General features: G+C 69.2%; 17 protein-coding genes and 1 riboswitch. Of the genes, 3 read left to right on the forward strand and 14 right to left on the reverse strand.

Translation table 11 applies throughout. The features are described from left to right. Positions 1–167 precede the first annotated feature (167 nt). The 3 genes from IOD14_RS34030 to IOD14_RS34040 all read right to left on the reverse strand — a co-directional run bounded on the left by IOD14_RS34030 (position 168) and on the right by IOD14_RS34040 (position 3030). Complete coding sequence (locus IOD14_RS34030; protein ID WP_123988644.1) at positions 168–1202, reverse strand: C40 family peptidase; 1035 nt, start codon at positions 1200–1202, stop codon at positions 168–170. A gap of 209 nt (positions 1203–1411) precedes the next feature. Further along, complete coding sequence (locus IOD14_RS34035) at positions 1412–2755, reverse strand: NYN domain-containing protein (RefSeq protein WP_212672337.1); 1344 nt, start codon at positions 2753–2755, stop codon at positions 1412–1414. Positions 2756–2790: 35 nt separating this feature from the next. Further along, positions 2791–3030 carry a hypothetical protein gene (locus IOD14_RS34040; protein WP_123988646.1) on the reverse strand — a complete coding sequence of 80 codons (240 nt, stop codon included), beginning with the start codon at positions 3028–3030 and terminating at the stop codon, positions 2791–2793. A gap of 160 nt (positions 3031–3190) precedes the next feature. On the opposite strand from IOD14_RS34040, the gene IOD14_RS34045 reads away from it, so the two are divergent. Together IOD14_RS34045 and IOD14_RS34050 are read left to right on the forward strand one after the other, a co-directional pair. Continuing rightward, positions 3191–3931 carry a rhomboid family intramembrane serine protease gene (locus IOD14_RS34045; protein WP_123988647.1) on the forward strand — a complete coding sequence of 247 codons (741 nt, stop codon included), beginning with the start codon at positions 3191–3193 and terminating at the stop codon, positions 3929–3931. After that, on the forward strand, positions 3928–4209 hold the full coding sequence (locus tag IOD14_RS34050) for an Lrp/AsnC ligand binding domain-containing protein (RefSeq protein ID WP_007381475.1): 282 nt from the start codon (positions 3928–3930) through the stop codon (positions 4207–4209). The genes IOD14_RS34045 and IOD14_RS34050 overlap by 4 nt, the downstream gene beginning before the upstream one ends. On the opposite strand, the gene IOD14_RS34055 is transcribed toward IOD14_RS34050, so the two are convergent. The 7 genes from IOD14_RS34055 to IOD14_RS34085 all read right to left on the reverse strand — a co-directional run bounded on the left by IOD14_RS34055 (position 4206) and on the right by IOD14_RS34085 (position 13536). Beyond that, positions 4206–6344: a serine/threonine-protein kinase gene (locus IOD14_RS34055; protein WP_212672338.1), complete on the reverse strand. Its 2139-nt coding sequence runs from the start codon at positions 6342–6344 to the stop codon at positions 4206–4208. The genes IOD14_RS34050 and IOD14_RS34055 overlap by 4 nt on opposite strands. Before the next feature lie 67 nt (positions 6345–6411). Continuing rightward, positions 6412–7773 (reverse strand): aminotransferase class V-fold PLP-dependent enzyme, encoded by a 1362-nt coding sequence (locus IOD14_RS34060; protein WP_123988649.1) that lies wholly within the window; start codon positions 7771–7773, stop codon positions 6412–6414. A 120-nt stretch (positions 7774–7893) separates the two neighbouring features. Next, positions 7894–8010, reverse strand: a riboswitch (SAM riboswitch). A gap of 76 nt (positions 8011–8086) precedes the next feature. Beyond that, positions 8087–9151 carry an anthranilate phosphoribosyltransferase gene (gene trpD / locus IOD14_RS34065; protein ID WP_212672339.1) on the reverse strand — a complete coding sequence of 355 codons (1065 nt, stop codon included), beginning with the start codon at positions 9149–9151 and terminating at the stop codon, positions 8087–8089. 208 nt (positions 9152–9359) lie between these two features. Then, entirely contained in the window at positions 9360–10997 is a 1638-nt protein-coding gene (locus tag IOD14_RS34070) for a cytochrome bc complex cytochrome b subunit (RefSeq protein WP_123988651.1), read from the reverse strand. Then, complete coding sequence (locus tag IOD14_RS34075; protein ID WP_123988652.1) at positions 10994–12049, reverse strand: Rieske 2Fe-2S domain-containing protein; 1056 nt, start codon at positions 12047–12049, stop codon at positions 10994–10996. Before IOD14_RS34075 ends, IOD14_RS34070 begins: the two co-directional genes overlap by 4 nt. Further along, on the reverse strand, positions 12046–12855 hold the full coding sequence (locus IOD14_RS34080; RefSeq protein WP_212672340.1) for a c-type cytochrome: 810 nt from the start codon (positions 12853–12855) through the stop codon (positions 12046–12048). The genes IOD14_RS34075 and IOD14_RS34080 overlap by 4 nt, the downstream gene beginning before the upstream one ends. 60 nt (positions 12856–12915) lie before the next feature. Beyond that, positions 12916–13536: a heme-copper oxidase subunit III gene (locus IOD14_RS34085; protein WP_123988654.1), complete on the reverse strand. Its 621-nt coding sequence runs from the start codon at positions 13534–13536 to the stop codon at positions 12916–12918. A 145-nt stretch (positions 13537–13681) separates the two neighbouring features. On the opposite strand from IOD14_RS34085, the gene IOD14_RS34090 reads away from it, so the two are divergent. Next, a complete protein-coding gene (locus IOD14_RS34090) occupies positions 13682–14083 on the forward strand; it encodes a response regulator transcription factor (protein WP_212672341.1) in 402 nt (133 codons plus the stop codon). A 42-nt stretch (positions 14084–14125) separates the two neighbouring features. Here the strand turns inward: IOD14_RS34090 and IOD14_RS34095 are convergent, their stop codons facing one another. The 4 genes from IOD14_RS34095 to coxB all read right to left on the reverse strand — a co-directional run bounded on the left by IOD14_RS34095 (position 14126) and on the right by coxB (position 18613). Beyond that, complete coding sequence (locus IOD14_RS34095; protein ID WP_123988656.1) at positions 14126–15388, reverse strand: Ig-like domain-containing protein; 1263 nt, start codon at positions 15386–15388, stop codon at positions 14126–14128. A 131-nt stretch (positions 15389–15519) separates the two neighbouring features. Next, positions 15520–15918: a cytochrome c oxidase subunit 4 gene (locus IOD14_RS34100; protein WP_123988657.1), complete on the reverse strand. Its 399-nt coding sequence runs from the start codon at positions 15916–15918 to the stop codon at positions 15520–15522. Then, on the reverse strand, positions 15915–17657 hold the full coding sequence (gene ctaD / locus IOD14_RS34105) for a cytochrome c oxidase subunit I (RefSeq protein WP_123988658.1): 1743 nt from the start codon (positions 17655–17657) through the stop codon (positions 15915–15917). Before ctaD ends, IOD14_RS34100 begins: the two co-directional genes overlap by 4 nt. Continuing rightward, the gene (gene coxB, locus IOD14_RS34110) at positions 17654–18613 is read right to left on the reverse strand and encodes a cytochrome c oxidase subunit II (RefSeq protein ID WP_123988659.1); all 960 of its coding nucleotides are present in this window, start codon (positions 18611–18613) and stop codon (positions 17654–17656) included. Before coxB ends, ctaD begins: the two co-directional genes overlap by 4 nt. Positions 18614–18810 lie beyond the last annotated feature (197 nt).

Consider the following 18810-nt stretch of genomic DNA (forward strand, 5'->3'; position numbering starts at 1 on the left):
GCAGACAGTAGCCCCGTGAACGGGACCCGGCCAAAGACCTCAGGGGGGGGCACAAAGTGACGCCCCGCCTCAGACGCAGGTCATGGGCGGGGCGTGGAGTCAGATGCAGTTGTCGCGATTCGCCCGAACGGGGGGTGCGTCGTCGCGATCTTGATCGGCTGCGGGCCTCAGATCCGCACGCCGAACTGGAACGGCATGTTGTTGATCGACTCGTAGCGGACGACCGTGCCGGTGCGCGGGGCGTGGATGATCTGGCCGTTGCCCGCGTACAGGCCGACGTGGTGCAGGTCGCCGTAGAAGATGACCAGGTCGCCGACCTTGAGGTCGCTCTGGGAGTAGATGCGGGTGCCGGCGTTGGCCTGGGCCTGCGAGGTGCGCGGGATGGTGATGCCGGCCTGCGCGTAGGCCCAGGAGGTCAGGCCCGAGCAGTCGTAGGAGGCGGTGCCGGTGGCGCCGTAGACGTAGGGCTTGCCGAGCTGGGTCTGGGCGGCGTTGAAGGCGGCCTGGGCCCGGGCGGAGGACGCGGGGGCGTCACCGAGGTCCACGCGCGCGCTCGCGGAGCGGCTGGCACGACTGTCGGCGGCGGCGAGGGCGGCCTTCTCGGCGGCCGTCAGCGTGTTGAGGAGCTTCTGCGCCTCGGCGAGCTTGCCCTGAACGGCCTTCTTCTGCTTGGCCAGTTCGGTGCGGGTGCTCGCGAGGTCCTTCAGCTTCTCGGAGGCCTCGGCGCGGTCCTGGGCCAGCTCGCGCTGCTTCTCCTGGATCTTCTTCAGCGCCTCGACCTGCTGGGAGCTGAGCTGGTCCGCGGTGGACGCCTTGTCCAGGTAGTCGTCCGGGTTCGACGACAGGAAGAGCTGGAGCGAGGAGTCGATGGTGCCGGTGCGGTACTGCGCGGCGGCCGCGAGGCCTATGGAGTCCCGCAGTTCGTTCAGGTCGTCCTGGCCGCGGGCCACGTTGTCCTGGATGGTGGAGATCTCCTTCTGGAGGCTCTCCTGCTTCTCCTTGGCGCCGTTGAGCTTCTCGGTGGCCTGCTCGGCCTGCTCGTAGAGGGCGTCGACCTTCGCCTTGACCTCGTCCTTGCTCGGCTTCGCGCTCGGCGCGGCATTGGCGGCATTGGCACTGAGGGCCACGGCGGCAGCGGCTGCGGTCGTGAGCACGGTCACGCGCGTACGGCTCGGCTGCTTGGGTCGACGATGGGACGCCACGGAGGTGAACTCCTTCTTTTGAGTGATCACCCGCTCGGAGGTTCGAGCCCAGACCCTAGTGACCATCCCGTGATCAGTTCAAATCCTCAGGAGCAAAATCCTGTCACGCCATGCATTCTTTACACACAACTCACGTGCAGTGATACGCGATTGACACTACGTTGCGTGACGATAAGGCTAATTCGGGCATTAAACCTGGACCCTGATGTTTAGGACAGGCGCTTGAGAAGCACCGCGGAAGCGACCGGCCGCGCCCCCGCCTTGGCGATCCCGTCGGCGACCTCGCGGTCGGTCGAGGCGACGATGACCGGCCGCCCCGGCGGCTCGGCACGCACCAGCTGGCGGATCAACTCGTCGGCGGTGACACCCGCCTTCGAGAACAGCACCCGCACCCCGCGCGGCGGCGCGAGCAGCACCGGCGCGGCCAGCTCGGCCCCGTCGAAGACGCAGGTCACCTCCGCCCCGGTCTGCGCCGCGAGCTGGGAGAGCTGCCCGAGGAGCCTCAGGCGCTGCTTCTCCAGCGGCATCTGGGGATAGCCGGTCTTGGTGACGTTGTAGCCGTCGACCACCAAGTGCGCCTGGGGCAGGGCGAGAAGCTGGTCCAGGATGGCCGGATCGTGCTCGGACAGCGCCCGCGCGGCGATGTCCTTCGGGGTCATGCGGCCCGGTTCGACCGCGTCCACGGTCTCGGCGGGCCGTACCGAGACGGGCGGCAACGCCAGCTCCCGGCGCAGCCCTTGGGCCGCGTCCAGAACGGTGTCCAGAAGCAGACGCACGCGCATGTCCTCGACACTGCGCCCCTCCCGTGCCGCTCTGCGCGTGGCCTCCAGAGCGGCCTCCGCCTCCCCGAGGCGTGCCTTCAGGCGCCGGGACTCGCTCTCGGCGGCGGACACCTGGGTCTGGCCCTCGGTGCGCACGGCCTCCATCTCGGCCTGCAGCTTGCGCAGCGCCGCCTCGCCGCGCTTGACGTCACTGAGTGCCGCGCGCAGCTTGCGGTGAAGCGATTCGGCTTCCTTCTTGGCGACCTCCAGGTCGGCGCGCAGCCGCTCGGTGTCGGCGCGCGTCTGGTCGCGGGCGGCCGCGAGCTCCTCGCGCAGCCGCTCCAGCTCGGCACGGCTCTCCTCGTCGGCCCGCTCGGCGTCCGCCCGCTGGGCCTCCTCACCGGCCGCGGTGACCAGCTTGACCCAGCCGGTGGGACGCAGAACATAGGCCGCGGCCGCCACATCGAGCGGGTCCGCGGCCGGGGGCGGGGCACCGGAGTCGAGGGCGCCGGACAGCTCCGGCTGGGCCTCTCTGAACTTCTCCCCGATGCGCTGGCGGAACAGCGGATCGGTCTCCAGCGCGGCCGCCATCGCGTTGCCCGCGAACTTGGCCCGCCGGTTCGGCGCGAAGCGCGCGTACTGCCTCAGCTGGGCGGGCAGTTCGCCGACGGTCAGCCCGCCGAAGCCTTCCGAGACGATGTGCACGACCCGGCGCCGCACACTGTCGGGCAGCGGACGGTCGAGCACCTCGGCGGCGCCGTCGCCCGGCCCCCCGCCTTGTGTCTCCACCATCCGTCACACCCCATCGCCGTGCGGGGCCGGCCCTGTCAGGAGCCGGCGCCCGGCCTGTCCACGAGTTCCACCTGGTCCACCGCGTTGCACCAGCGGCACCGCACCGACTCGATGGTCTCACTGACCACCTCGCGCTCCTCGACATTCGGCTCGCCGGCCAGATCGAGGTGGACGTACTCGACGACCTTCGACGAGCGGGTCACGTCGAAGCGCGTGAGGTTGCCGCAGAGGGTGCAGCGCCACCGCGTCGAGGCGGTCGGGAGGGGAACCGTCATCGTGACTGTGCTCTTTCCTACTAGCCATTGTCAGTGACACACCGGCGTCCCGGTGCATGTGGCTCGTAACCCTACGGCCTGGCGGGTACTCGCCGCTCGGGCGTCCGCAGCGGCGAGGCGGTCTGTCGGGTTGCGTCCGGTTACGTCATGCTCTGTGTTCATGATCAGCAACTGGAGGGTGACGGTCGGTGGAGCAAGCAGGGCGCTGTGGGGGCCGGCTCCGGTCACCTACGGCCTGATCGCCCTGTGCTGTCTGGTCTTCGTGGTCGGCCCCGCCTCGGGTCTCGATCCGGCCTACGGCTCCGGGGACGCGGCCCTGGCCGCCCAGCGCGCCTACTTCCACCGCTGGGGCGTGGTCCCGGCCGAGCTCTTCGAGGACGCGCCCGGTGCCGCGCTCACCCCGGCCACCGCGCTGTTCGTGCACGGCAGCTGGGTGCACCTGCTGGGCAACATGCTCTTCCTCTACGTCTTCGGCGTGATGACCGAGGAACGGATGGGCCGGCTGCAGTTCCTCCTCTTCTACCTCGGCTGCGGCTACCTCGCCCTGCTGGGCTACGCGGCCGCCAACGCCGACTCCGACCAGTCCCTGGTCGGTGCCTCCGGGGCGATCTCGGCGGTCCTCGGCGCGTTCCTGTTCCTGTTCCCCGGGGCCCGGGTGACCAGTCTCCTGCCGTTCCTGTTCTTCCTGCCGCTGCGCTTCCCCGCCTGGGTCGTCCTCCCCTTCTGGGCGGCCCTGCAGTGGCTCGCGGCGGGCCGGGCCTCCGACGGCCCCGGGGTGGCGTATCTGGCCCACCTGGTGGGCTTCGGCCTGGGCCTGGTCTTCGCCTGGGTGCGGTTCGGCCGTACCACTAGAGTGAGGGCCGCCCCAGCGACAGCCCCCGAGGGAGAGAACCAGCCGTGATCACCGCGATCGTCCTCATCAAGACCAGCGTGGACCGGATCCCCGAGATCGCGGAGCGGATCGCCGCGCTGGAGTCCGTGAGCGAGGTCTTCTCCGTCACGGGCACGTACGACCTGATCGCCATGGTCCGGGTCAAGCGGCACGAGGACCTCGCCGAGGTCATCCCGGGCAGCATCAGCAAGATCCCCGGCGTCGAGGCGACCGACACCCACGTGGCCTTCCGCACCTACTCGCAGCACGACCTGGAGGCCGCGTTCGCGATCGGCCTCGACAGCTAGGAGTCCAGCGCGAGCACGGTGATGCCGTCGGCGGTCGCGACATAGACGCGGCCGCCCCGGACCACCGGGGACTGGGTGCCGATGGACGCCCCGCCCTCGACGCGCTTGTGCCAGGTCTGCCTGCCCGCACGGTCGATGCCGTAGAGGGTCGAACCACGGCGTACGTAGACCGTGTCGCCGGAGACCACCGGGTCGCTGTACTGGCTCCCCTCGTCGGTGAACCGGAAGGACCACACCGTCGATCCGTCGGCGGGGTCCAGGGCGACGAGTTCGTAGTCGGACGCGGTGACGCCCAGGCCGCGGAACGGCACGCAGGTGAAGTAGCGGCTGCCGAACGCCTTCTCGTTGGTCGAGTCCCACAGCGACCTGCCCGTGCGGCTGATGCCGTGCAGCGACTGCTCGCCGCCCGATCCGACGACCAGCGTGTCGCCGACCAGGGCGGGCCGCCCGGCGTCCAGGCCGGCCTTCGTCGCCCAGAGCCGCTTGCCGGTCTTCGCGTCCAGGGCCTGGACCTGGTCCCCGAAGGTACCGACGTAGACGACCCCGTCCGCCACCATGGGCTCGCTGGTGGGCGCGGCACCGGTCGGGGTGGACCAGCGCACGCTGCCGTCGGGGGCGTAGGCCCGCACTCCGCCCGCGTCCGAGCCGTCCCCGTAGGACACCAGGATCAGCTTGCCTGCGGCGACCAGGAACTGGCTGTTCGCCGCGAAGGACCTGGTCCAGCGGACCTTGCCGCGCGGGCCGAGCGCGCACAGCTCGGCGGCGCCCTCCTGGCCGTCCTCCAGCAGGCAGTGGACGCCGTCGGCGGTGGCGAGCGGGGACATGGCCTCGGCACCGAGCGGGGTCCGCCACACGGCCCGTCCGTCCAGGTCCAGCGCGTGCAGCGCGCGGTCCGCGCCGCCGACGTACACCCGGGTGCCGTCGGGCGAGACCGCGGCACAGGGGCCGCGCCGCCCGCCGAGCCCCTGGACCTTGTACTGCCAGCCCGTGGCGGGCGTGCCCGTCGGGCCCGCCCCGACCTGCGCGGATCCGTCCGACCCGTCCCGCAGCCACAGCCATCCGCCCACGCCCGCGGCCGCCGCCACTCCTGCGCCGCCCGCCACGGCCCGCAGCAGCCCGCGCCGGGACGGCGGGGCGGGCGGCGGCGACACATGGGTGACCTCGGGGACGTCCGTGACGGTCACGGGCGCCACGTACTCGACCCGGCTCTCCCGCTCCCCCGAGTCGTGCCCGGGAACCCACCGCGCCCCGCTCGGAGCGGTCTCGGGCTCCTTGGCCGCACCGGGGGCGTACCAGCCCGGCCGGAGGCCCGCGCGCAGCGACTGTGTCGTGTGTCCGGCGGCCGCGACCAGCTCGGCGGGCGTGGGCCGCGCGCCGGGCTCGTCCCGCAGACAGGCCTCCACCAGCGGCAGCTGTTCCTTCGGTACGGCGGACAGGTCGACGTCCCCGGTCAGGATCCGCAGCAGAACGACCGAATCCTGCCCCTCGCCGAAGGGCTCCTTGCCGCCGGACGCGTACGCGAGGACCGCGCCCAGGGAGAAGACGTCACTGGCCGGCACCACCTGGGCGCCGTTGCGGATCTGCTCGGGCGAGAGATAGCCGACCGACCCGACGACCACGCCGGTCCGGGTCAGGGCGGTGCCTTCCAGGGCCCGGACGATCCCGAAGTCGATGACCCGGGGGCCGTCCGGCGCGAGCAGGATGTTGGAGGGCTTGAGGTCCCTGTGCACCAGCCCCTTGGCGTGGATCGCGGCGAGCGCCTCGGCGAGCGCGGCCGCCAGCAGCCGCACCGCGGCCGCGGGCAGCGGTCCGCCGTCGAGCACCGCGTCCCGCAGGTTGGGGCCCGCCACGAACTCGGTGGCCATCCACGGCCGCGCCGCCTCGGTGTCGGCGTCCACGACCCGCGCGGTGTACGTGCCCGCCCCGCCGACGGTCTGCGCGGCCCGGACCTCGTGCCGGAACCGGGCACGGAAGGTACGGTCCCCGGCGTGCTCGGTCCGTACGACCTTCACGGCGAGCCGCGGCCCGCCCCGCGCCTCGGCGAGATACACCTCGCCCATGCCGCCGGACCCGAGTCTGCCCAGGACCTCGTACGGCCCGATGGTCCGCGGGTCCGTCTCGCGCAGCTCCTGCACCCCGTGCTCCCCCTGCTTTCGTACGGCTGCTGAGGGGGAGCGTATACGCGCGCCGGTGGCCGGTACCTCAGACGGCCGGGACGCAGCGGCCGTCCTCGGTGCGGTACGTCCACTTCGCACCGTCCGCGACCAGTTCCTTCACGGCCTTCACAAACCGCTCGACGTGCTCGTCCGGCGTGCCCGCGCCGAAGCTCACCCGGATCGCGTTGAGGGACTTCTCGCCGGGCGCCGCCTCGGGGGCGCCGCACTCGCCCTGGGACTGCGGGTCGCTGCCGAGGAGGGTGCGGACGAGGGGGTGGGCGCAGAAGAGGCCGTCGCGGACGCCGATGCCGTACTCGGCGGACAGGGCGGCGGCGAAGTGGGAGCTGTTCCAGCCCTCGACGACGAAGGAGATCACGCCGACCCGGGGGGCGTCGTCGCCGAAGAGGGACAGCACGCGGACCTCGGGGACCTCGGCGAGCCCTGTCTTCACCTTCTCGACGAGGTACTGCTCGCGGGCCACCAGGGTGTCGAAGCCGGCCTCGGTCAGCGCCCTGCAGGCCGAGGCGATGGAGTAGGCGCCGATGACGTTCGGGGAGCCGGCCTCGTGGCGGGCGGCGCTGTCGTGCCACTCCACGTCCACTCCCCCGTCCTCGCGCCGGGTGACCTTGCGGCTGGCGCCGCCGCCCGCGAGGTAGGGGTCGGCGGCCCTGAGCCAGTCGGCGCGTCCGGCCAGGACACCGGAACCGAAGGGGGCGTAGAGCTTGTGCCCGGAGAAGGCGACCCAGTCGACGTCGAGGTCACGGACGCTCACGGGGTGGTGCGGGGCGAGCTGGGCCGCGTCCAGGACGATCCGGGCGCCGTGGGCGTGGGCGGCGGCGGCCAGCTCGCGGACCGGCCACAGTTCGCCGGTGACGTTGGACGCACCGGTGACGCAGACCAGGGCCGGGCCCTGAGGGTCGCGGTCGGCGAGGGCCTTCTCCAGCGTCTCGACGGCCTGGTCCGGGGTGCGCGGGGCGTCGAGGTAGCTGACCCGGGCGTCCTGCCAGGGCAGCAGGCTCGCGTGGTGCTCGGTCTCGAAGACGAAGACCTGGCAGTCGGCGGGGAGGGCGGCGGCGAGGAGGTTCAGCGAGTCGGTGGTCGACCGGGTGAAGACCAGCTGGTCGTCGTCCCGGCAGTCGAGGAACTCGGTGACGGTCCTGCGGGCGTTCTCGAAGAGGTCGGTCGACAGCTGGGAGAGGTAGCCGGCCCCGCGGTGCACGCTGCCGTAGTAGGGCGCGTAGGCCGCCACGTCGTCCCAGACCCGCTGGAGGGCCGGAGCGCTGGCGGCGTAGTCGAGCGCCGCGTAGGTGACCTCGCCGCCGGTGACGAGCGGGACGGTGACATCACGGCCCAGAACGGGCAGCTGGGAACAAATGGTCTGGGCGGAGGCAGCGGTGGAGACAGACATGGGGGACTCCCGGGCAAAGAGAAAGGTGAGATGGGTGTGCGGAGGCGGGGCTCGGCGCCCTATCGCATTCGCTTGCTCACGGAAGACTCCTCGAACGACCAGGATCCCTGGTTCGTGAGGGATCCGCGCTTGCCGCAGACCTCGCTGCCTACGGCCTGGTCTTCACCCGGGGCACCCCGCCACGGACGGAGGGTTGCCGGACAGTCGGCCGGGGCCTCATGACTGTCACTCATGACCTGGTCAAAAAAAGTACGCGAGGTGATCGTCGTCCCGCAACCCGTGTCCGGATCGCGGGACGACACCCCGCCGGGCGCTAGGCGTTGCTCGCGGCCACCCAGCGCTCCAGGGTCCGCTTCGCCGCCCCGGAGTCGATCGCCTCGGCCGCCTTGTCCATCCCGGCCCGCAGCTGCTCGGCCAGCGTCCCGGGACCGGGCTCCAGGGCCACCAGGGCGGCCGCCGAGTTCAGGAGCACGGCGTCCCGCACCGGGCCCGTCTCGCCGTCCAGGAGCTTCCTCGCGACCTCCGCGTTGAACGCCGGGTCACCGCCGCGCAGGGCCTCCACAGGCACCAGCTCGATGCCGACGTCCCGGGGGTCGAAACTCTCCTCGGTGACCTTGCCGTCGCGGACGACCCAGACGCGGGAGGTCGACGTGGTCGTCAGCTCGTCGAGGCCGTCGTCCCCGCGGAAGACCAGGGAGGAGTTGCCGCGCTCGGCGAAGACGCCCGCGACGACCGGTGCCATCCGCGGATCCGCGACCCCGACGGCCTGGGACCGCACCCGGGCGGGGTTGGTCAGCGGTCCGAGGATGTTGAACACCGTGCGGATGCCCAACTGGCCGCGTGCGGCGCCCGCGTGACGCAGTGCCGGATGGAACTTGATCGCGAAGCAGAAGGTGATCCCTGCTTCCCCGGCCACCTCCGCCACCCGCCGCGGGGTCAGCTCCAGGTTGACGCCGAGCTTCTCCAGGACGTCCGAGGCGCCGGACGCGGAGGAGGCGGCGCGGTTGCCGTGCTTGACGACCGTGGCGCCGGTTCCGGCCACGACGATCGCCGACATGGTGGAGATGTTGACGGTCTTGGCGCCGTCGCCCCCGGTGCCGACGATGTCGACCGTCCGCCCGGGGACCTCGATCACGTTGGCGTGCGCGTACATCGCCCGGACGAGGCCGTTGATCTCCTCGACCGTCTCGCCCTTGGCGCGGAGGGCGACCACGAAGCCCGCGATCTGTGCGTCGGTCGCCTCGCCCTGCATGATCCGGTCCATCGCCCAGGCCGTCGCCTCGGCGCTCTGGTCACGGCCGTACAGCAGGGCGTTCAGCACCTCGGGCCAGGAACGGCCCGCCGCGATGTCGCCTCCAGCGGGGGTCACAGCGCTCATGGGGCCGCTCCAGATGTCGTAGAAAAGTGTCCTCACACCCTATCCAGCGCGGAGCACGGCGAAGGGCCCCGTCCGGTGTTCGGACGGGGCCCTTCGCCTCCGGCGGGCCCGGCGCGTCGGCGCGGGGAGCAGCGCACGGCAAAGGGCCCGTCCGGCGTTCCGGACGGGCCCTTCCACCGCGCGTGGCGAGCGCAGCGACAAGCAGTGATCAGTGGTGGCCGTGGCCGCTCGTGATCTCCTTGTACTCCTCGACGGTCGGCTTGGCGATCTGGGCTTCCTCGCCGTAGTACGCCTCGCTCAGCTTGGCGCGCAGCTTCTCGGAGCCCTTGACCTTGCGCTCGACGCCGTTCTCGTCGACCGTGGCGCCGATCGCGGCCGGCTTGTACTGCTCGTGCGCGGTGAGCGTGTGCAGCTGCTCCTGGCTGAGCGGCTCGTGCACCTCGATGAACTCACCGTGCGGCAGGCGCTTGATGATGCCGGACTCGCGACCGTGCAGCACCTTCTCCTTGTCGCGGCGCTGGAGGCCGAGGCAGATCCGCTTGGTGGCGACGAACGCCAGGACCGGGGCGACGAAGAACGAGACCCGCACGAACCAGGTGATGGCGTTGATCGACAGGTGGAAGTGGGTGGCCCAGAGGTCGTTTCCACCACCGATCAGCAGCACCATGTACCAGGTGATCCACGCGACACCGAAGGCCGTACGCGTCGGGGCGTTGCGCGGGCGGTCCAGGATGTGGTGCTCGCGCTTGTCGCCGGTGACCCAGGACTCGATGAACGGGTAGACCGCGATCGCGACGAGGACCAGCGGGAAGATCACCAGCGGGATGAACACGCCCAGGACGAGCGTGTGACCCCAGAAGTTGATCTCCCAGCCCGGCATGACACGGATCAGGCCCTCGGAGAAGCCCATGTACCAGTCCGGCTGGGCGCCCGTGGACACCTGGTCGGGACGGTAGGGGCCCATCGCCCAGATCGGGTTGATGGAGGCGATCGCCGCGATGGCCGCGATGACACCGAAGACCAGGAAGAAGAAGCCTCCGGCCTTGGCCATGTAGACCGGCAGCAGCGGCATGCCGACGACGTTGTTGTTGGTCTTGCCGGGGCCCGCGAACTGCGTGTGCTTGTGGTAGAAGACCAGGATCAGGTGGCCGACGACCAGGCCGAGCATGATGCCCGGCAGCAGCAGGACGTGGATCGAGTAGAAGCGGGCCACGAAGTCGCCGCCCGGGAACTCTCCGCCGAACAGGAAGAACGACAGGTACGTGCCGACGATCGGCACGGACAGGATCGCGCCCTCCATGAAGCGGACACCGGTGCCGGAGAGCAGGTCGTCCGGGAGCGAGTAACCGGTGAAGCCGGTGAACATGCCGAGGACGAACAGCAGGAAGCCGAACAGCCAGTTGACCTCACGCGGCTTGCGGAACGCGCCCGTGAAGAACACACGCATCATGTGCACGAACATGCCGGCGAGGAAGATCAGCGCCGCCCAGTGGTGGATCTGCCGGATCAGCAGACCACCGCGCACATCGAAGGAGATGTGCATGGTCGAGTTGAACGCCTCGGACATCAGCTGTCCCTGCAGCGGGACGTAGCTGCCGTGGTACTCCACCTCGTTCATCGACGGGTGGAAGAACAGCGTCAGGTACACACCCGTGAGGATGATGATGATGAAGCTGTAGAGGCAGACCTCACCCAACATGAACGACCAGTGGTCGGGGAAGATCTTGCGCATATTGGCCTTGGCCAGGGAGTAGATCCCGAGCCGGCCGTCGGCCCAGTCGGCGACGCGCTCGCCGGCCGGTGCCTTGTCGCGCGAGCGCGACTCGGTGGTGGTCTCAGTGCTCATCCGCGCTCCCAGAATGCAGGACCGACGGGCTCCTCGAAGTCGCCGAGCGCTTCGAGGTAACCCTGGTCGTTCACGCCGATGCGCAGCTGCGGCAGGGCGTGACCGGCGGGGCCGAAGATCACCCGGGCACCGTCGGAGAGGTCGAAGGTGGACTGGTGGCAGGGGCAGAGCACGTGGTGCGTCTGCTGCTCGTACAGGGAGATCGGGCAGCCCACGTGGGTGCAGATCTTCGAGTACGCGACGATTCCCTCGTACGACCACTCGAGCTCGCGCTTGTCCTTGATGTTGTCCGGCTGGATGCGGACGATCATCAGGGCGGCCTTGGCGATCTCGGTCTGGAACTCCTCGTCGTGCTCCTCCAGGCCCTCGGGCTTGGCGAAGGTCAGCGAGCCGACCGCGACGTCGGAGGGACGCAGCGGCTCGTTGGTGTTCATGTTGACGAGCTGGAGGCCCTTGCGCCACATGGTGTGGCGGAGCTTGGTGCCGGGCAGCGGGCCGAGGTCGCGCAGCAGCATGACGCCGGAGAGCGGGAACAGGGCCAGCGCGCCGAACATGGTGTTGCGGATCAGCTTGCGACGGCCGAGCGCCGACTCCTTGGCACCCTGCTTGAAGTCCGCGTGGACCTTCGCGCGGACCTCGGGGGACGCCTCGATCGGGTGACGCTCGTCGGCGATCTCCTCGTCGGACATCAGGGTGCGGGCCCAGTGGACCGCGCCCGCGCCGATCGCGAAGAGGGCGAGACCGAGGGTCAGGCCCAGCGCGAAGTTCAGCGCGTTGATGTGCCCGATCGGGAAGACGAAGATCGACTTGTCGTGGGGGATGCCCACGTACGAGGCGATGAACCCGACGGTGGCCAGCATCGACACCGTGAACAGCATGGCCACCGTGCGCTCGGACCGCCTGGCGGCCCGCTCGTCGATGTCCTGCACCCGGTGCTCGTGGGGCGGGAGGCCGGGGTCCGCGAACGGGTTCTTCTCGTCCGCGACGCCTACCGCGCCGTGCGCGTCCTGCTCTGCGGGCAGGTTCTCTTCTGGAATGTCTTGGCTACTCATGACTTCTTGGCCTTTGCGGTCCGAGCGGCGACCCAGACGGCGATCGCGATCAGCGCGCCGAGGCCGAAGATCCAGGCGAACAGGCCTTCGGAGACCGGGCCGAGACCGCCCAGCTCAAGGCCGCCGGGGCTCACGGTGTCGTCGCCGTTGACCGCGTTCAGGTACGCGATGATGTCCTTCTTGTTCTGCTCCGACAGCGTGGTGTCGGGGAACGACGGCATGTTCTGCGGGCCGGTCTGCATGGCCTCGTAGATGTGCTTCGGGTCGACGCCTTCCAGGCTCGGCGCGAACTTGCCGTGCGTCAGCGCACCACCCTTGCCGGTGAAGTTGTGGCACTGGGTGCAGTTGTCGCGGAACAGCTCACCGCCCTTGGCGATGTCGGCACCGTCGGGGCCGTACTGCGCCTCGGTCGGGATGCTCGGACCGGCGCCCAGCGAGGAGATGTACGCGGCCAGCTGGTCGATCTCGGCCTGCGTGTAGATGACCTTCTTGCGCGGGACCTGCGCGCCCGGCTGCTGGGCCGGCATGCGGCCGGTGCCGACCTGGAAGTCGACGGCGGCGGCGCCCACGCCCACGAGGCTCGGACCGTCGGAAGAGCCCTCGCCTCCCCTGCCGTGGCAGCTGGCGCAGCCTACGGCGAAGAGCTTCTTGCCCTCGTCGATGGCAAGGGACTGGGCGGTTTCATCTGCCTTCGCCTTGTCCGCGGGCGCGAACACGGCGTACAGCCCCCCGGTGCATGCCAGCGCGAGGAGTAGGACGACGAGCGCTGCCAGCGGGTGGCGTCGTCGTGCGGAGAGCTTTTTCACGGATTACCCCGGTGTCAGGATCTTCTGCGTCGATGCTTGCGATGTCGGGAGCGGGCCCGGCTACTTGATCATGTAGATCGTGGCGAAGAGGCCGATCCAGACGACGTCGACGAAGTGCCAGTAGTAGGACACGACGATCGCCGCGGTCGCCTGCTCGTGGGTGAACCTCTTGGCCGCGTAGGTACGCCCGAGAACGAACAGGAACGCGATGAGGCCGCCCGTCACGTGCATGCCGTGGAAGCCGGTGGTCAGGTAGAACACCGAGCCGTACGGGTCGGAGGAGAGCGAGAGCCCGTCCTTCTTCACCAGCTCCGTGTACTCGTAGATCTGACCGCCGATGAAGATCGCGCCCATGATGAAGGTGATGATGAACCAGCCCCGGAGCTTCTTCACGTCACCGCGCTCGGCTGCGAAGACGCCGAGCTGGCAGGTGAGGGAGGAAAGCACCAGGATCGTGGTGTTCGTCGCCGAGAACGGGAAGTTCAGGCTGTGCGCCATTTCCTTCCAGTGGTCGGGACCCGTCACCGATCGCAGGGTGAAGTACATCGCGAAGAGGGCCGCGAAGAACATCAGCTCGGAACTCAGCCAGATGATGGTTCCGACGCTGGTGAGGTTCGGCCGGTTGACCGATGGGTGCGCGTGCCCGGTTGTCTCTGTCGTTGCTGTCGCCACGACCGACATTATGTCGGTCGCTTATCCCGCCCTCACCCCGGGGGGTGCCGTTCGGAGTGTCTCCCTGCTCCATACCGGTGTTGACGTGGTGTTCAAGGGAGTAGCATCCGGCCCAACGGGCCTGTCCTTACGACGCTGACGTCACGGAGGAACAATGCAGCCGACCGCCACGGTGCTGGTCTACAGCGACGATTCCAACACCCGCGAGCAGGTGCGGCTCGCCTCCGGCCGGCGACCGGCTCCCGACGTCCCGCTGGTCGAGTTCCTGGAGTGCGCCACGCCCGCCGCGGTGCTGAAGGAGCTGGACAAGGGCGGGATCGACGTCTGTGTGCTGGACGGGGAGGCCGTGCCGATGGGGGGCATGGGCCTGTGCCGGCAGATCAAGGACGAGGTGTTCCACTGCCCGCCGGTGCTGTTGCTGATCGGGCGGCCGCAGGACGCGTGGCTGGCGACGTGGAGCCGGGCGGAGGGGGCGGTGACGCATCCCGTGGATCCGGTGGAGTTCGCCGCGGCGCTGGCTTCCCTGTTGCGGGACCGGAAGGCCTTGAGCGCCTAGGGACCCCAGGGAGCCGGTCCGGTCCGCTGCCCTGAGGTGTCTCTAGACGCTCCGGGGCCTCAGCCTGGCCTGTTGTGCCGGGCTGGGGGCGTCCGGGGTGCCGGCCACCAGCGCGCTGCCGTCGCGCCACTTCTTCCAGTCCACGTTCCAGTCGCCGAAGCCGTTGCCGAAGGGCTCCATCGTGTCGCCCTCGGAGTTGACGACCTGGACCACGTCGCCCTCGCGGACGGTGTCGAAGAACCACTCGGCGTTCGAGGTGCTCATGCCGGTGCAGCCGTGGCTGACGTTGGCGTAGCCCTGGGATCCCACCGACCAGGGGGCGGCGTGCACGTACTCGCCGCTCCAGGTGACGCGGGTGGCGTAGTAGACCGGGAGGTCGTACGACTCCGAGGAGCCCTCGGCGATCCCGATGCTGGTGCCGCGCATACGTACGAAGTACTCCTTGCCCAGCACGACCTTGACGCCGTTGCGGGTGTCGAAGCCCGGCTTGCCGGTGGTGACCGGGAGCTCCTTGATGACCTCGCCGTTCTTGTAGACCTTCATCGAGTGTGACGAGGCGTCCGTCACAGCGATGACGCGGTCGCCGGTGGTCAGCCGCAGGGCCTTGCCCTTGCCGCCCCAGAGCCGGTCGCCGATCTTGAGGCCCTCCAGGTCGCTGCGGACCTGGATCGTGGCGTGGGCGGGCCAGTACTCCTTGGGGCGGTAGTGGAGCTCCTTGTCGTTCACCCAGTGCCAGGCGCCCGGCACGGCGGGCGTGGAGTCCACCCTGAGGGCACGCTCGACGACCGCCCGCTGGGCCTTGTCCTTGACGGGTCGGTCCAGCTTGGCGGTGATGGGCTGGCCGACGCCGTAGGTGCCCGACTTGGGACCGAAGGTGACGTTCAGGCGCTTCTTGCCGAGCGGCTTGCTGGTGTCGAAGTCGAGGACCTTGCGGCCCGGTGCCCCGTCCTCGTCCTCGGTGCTCACGCGGACCGTGTAATGGGCGTTCGCGGCCAGCGGGGAGGTGCTGTGCCAGCGGGTGCCGTCGTCGGAGAGTTCGCCCGCCAGGAAGCGCCCCGTGGCGTCCATGGCCGTGACGTCGGTGATGCGGCCGTCGTCGTCCTCGGCGGTGACCTCGAGCGGCTTGTCCGGGTCGGCCTTCTTGTCGTCGCCCGTGGGCGCGTTGAAGGCGATCTGATCCGCCGCGTCGTACGGAGTGGCCGCCAGCGGGTTCCCGTCGGACCCGCAGGCGGAGGCGCTCGCGCCGAGCGCGATCACCAGCAGGGTGCAGCTGACGACGGTGCGGGTACGCGGTACGTGGTTCATGACTTCACGCTAGGAAGCAAAGTCAACTCCGGCACGCCGAGTGACTCGTACGAGTGATCAGTCTTGCGGCAAAAGCAGGAGCCCGGACGCTCCTGACGGAGTGTCCGGGCCCCTGATGAGCGCGGTTCGTGCTACTGGGTGCGGTTCTCACCGCGGTAGTACTCGAAGACCCAGCCGTACAGGCCGATCATGATGACCGGCACCGAGAAGTACAGCAGCCACCAGCCGATCGCGACCGACAGGAAGGCGAGGGCGCCGCCGAAGCCGAGGGCGAGCGGCTGCCAGCTGTGCGGGCTGAAGAACCCGACCTCGCCGGCGTCGTCCGCGACGTCGGCCTCCTTGTTGTCCTGCGCGCCGGCGTCCACCCGCTTGGCCGTGAAGCCCAGGTAGAAGCCGATCATGATGGACAGGCCGAAGGCCAGGAAGAGCGCGGTGGTACCGGCCGGCTCCTTCGACCACACGCCATAGACGATCGCCATGACGAGGATGAAGACGCTCAGCCAGATGAACATCCGTCCCTGGATCTTCACTTCCCGGCCTCCTTGCCGCCGTTGCCGGCCAGAGCCTTCTCACCGTGACCGGCGTTCTCGAGCTGGTCGAGCGCGGCGATCTCGGGGTGGTGCAGGTCGAACGCCGGGGATTCGCTGCGGATCCGCGGCAGGGTGAGGAAGTTGTGGCGCGGCGGCGGGCAGGAGGTCGCCCACTCGAGCGAGCGGCCGTAGCCCCACGGGTCGTCGACGCCGACCGGCTTGCCGTACTTGGCCGTCTTCCACACGTTGTAGAGGAACGGCAGGATCGACAGGCCGAGCACGAACGAGCTGATCGTCGAGATCGTGTTCAGGGCGGTGAAGCCGTCGGCCGCCAGGTAGTCGGCGTAACGACGCGGCATGCCCTCCGCGCCCAGCCAGTGCTGGACCAGGAAGGTGCCGTGGAAGCCGATGAACAGCGTCCAGAACGTGATCTTGCCGAGGCGCTCGTCGAGCATCTTGCCGGTGAACTTCGGCCACCAGAAGTGGAAGCCGGAGAACATCGCGAAGACGACGGTGCCGAAGACGACGTAGTGGAAGTGCGCCACCACGAAGTACGAGTCCGAGACATGGAAGTCCAGCGGGGGCGAGGCCAGGATGACACCGGTCAGACCACCGAAGGTGAAGGTGATCAGGAAGCCCGTGGCCCAGAGCATCGGGGTCTCGAAACTCAAGGACCCCTTCCACATCGTTCCGATCCAGTTGAAGAACTTCACGCCCGTCGGTACGGCGATGAGGAACGTCATGAAGGAGAAGAACGGCAGGAGCACACCGCCGGTGACGTACATGTGGTGCGCCCACACCGTCACGGACAGACCCGCGATCGCGATGGTCGCCGCGATCAGACCCATGTAGCCGAACATCGGCTTGCGGGAGAAGACCGGGATGACCTCGGAGATGATGCCGAAGAACGGCAGCGCGATGATGTACACCTCGGGGTGGCCGAAGAACCAGAAGAGGTGTTGCCAGAGCAACGCTCCGCCGTTGGCGGCATCGAAGACGTGTGCCCCGAATTTCCGATCCGCCTCCAGCGCGAACAGCGCGGCGGCGAGAACGGGGAAGGCGAGCAGGACCAGCACCGCGGTCAGCAGCACGTTCCACACGAAGATCGGCATGCGGAACATGGTCATGCCCGGCGCGCGCATGCAGATGATCGTGGTGATGAAGTTGACCGCACCGAGGATCGTGCCGAAGCCGGAGAAGGCCAGACCCATGATCCACAGGTCGGCGCCGATGCCCGGCGAGCGGACCGCGTCCGACAGCGGCGAGTAGGCGAACCAGCCGAAGTCGGCCGCACCTGAGGGGGTGAGGAAGCCACCCACCGCGATCGTCGAGCCGAACAGGTAGAGCCAGTAGGCGAACATGTTCAGCCGCGGGAACGCCACGTCGGGCGCGCCGATCTGCAGCGGCATGATCCAGTTGGTGAAGCCGGCGAACAGCGGCGTCGCGAACATCAGCAGCATGATCGTGCCGTGCATCGTGAACGCCTGGTTGAACTGCTCGTTCGACATGATCTGCAGACCCGGCCGGGCCAGCTCGGCGCGCATGAAGAGCGCCATCACGCCGCCGATCAGGAAGAACGCGAACGACGTGACCAGGTACATCGTGCCGATGGTCTTGTGGTCAGTGGTGGTGAGCCACTTGATCACGACACTGCCGCGGTTGTGGCGCCGGACCGGCAGCTCGTCCGTGTAGTGGGACCCTGCTGCCGCGGCACCCTGGGGTTCGTTGAGGATGCTCACAGGTTCGTCGTCTCCCGGTTCTTCTCGTGGGCGGTCTGCTCGATGCCCGCGGGAACGTAACCGGTCTGCCCCTTCTTGGCGAGGTCCTTGAGGTGCTGCTCGTAGCGCTCGGGGGAGACGACCTTCACGTTGAACAGCATCCGGGAGTGGTCGACACCGCAGAGCTCGGCGCACTTGCCGAGGAAGGTGCCCTCCTTGTTGGGGGTCACCTCGAAGGCGTTGGTGTGGCCCGGGATGACGTCCTGCTTCATGAGGAACGGCACCACCCAGAAGGAGTGGATGACGTCACGCGAGGTGAGGACGAAGCGGACCGTCTTGCCCTTGGGGAGCCAGAGGGTCGGGCCGGGGTTGCCGGTCTGCGGGTTCCTGGTGGCGGGGGTCCCGAAGTCGTAGACACCGCCGGCGTTCGCCGGGAAGTCGTCCTTGAAACGCTTCGGAATCGCGTCCAGGTTCTTGTCGGTCTTCGCGTCCCCCGTCGAACCGGCGACGGGCTCGACGTAGTTGAACGCCCAGCTCCACTGGTAGCCGACGACGTTGATGGTGACGTCGGGCTGCTTCTTCAGACTGAGGAGCTTCGACTCGTCGCGGGCCGTGAAGTAGAAGAGCACCGAGACGATGACGAGCGGAACCACCGTGTACAACGCCTCGATCGGCATGTTGTACCGGGTCTGCGGAGGAACTTCGACCTTGGTGCGGCTGCGCCGGTGGAAGATCGTGCTCCACAGGATCAGGCCCCACACCAGCACGCCGGTGGCCAGCGCGGCAGCCCAGGATCCCTGCCACAGGGAGAGGATCCGCGGAGCCTCTTCCGTGGTCGGGGTGGGCATACCAAGGCGGGGGAAGTCCTTGTATGTGCAACCGGTGGCGGTCGCCAGGACCAGGCCCGCGGTCATTGCCTGCAGCAGCTTCCGCCGCATCGGGCGCCGCGGCGAGCGGTCGGAGCCGTTGGGACTCACGTAGCGCCTTCCCGAGAGTCTCGCCCGCGCGTATCGGCTGCGGCCTGGCCTTACTCGGTGGTCGGTCGCCGCCCTGCGTCGGGCAGGGGTTTGGATGTTTATGCGGACCAAACCCTAGCCGACGCCCTCCGGGGGTTCAGCGGGAGGGGTGCCTAGTCGCTCCGTGGGTTCGCTTGATTGGCGGCTGCGGGTGCTTT

This window comes from Streptomyces sp. A2-16, from assembly GCF_018128905.1.
Lineage (GTDB): Bacteria > Actinomycetota > Actinomycetes > Streptomycetales > Streptomycetaceae > Streptomyces.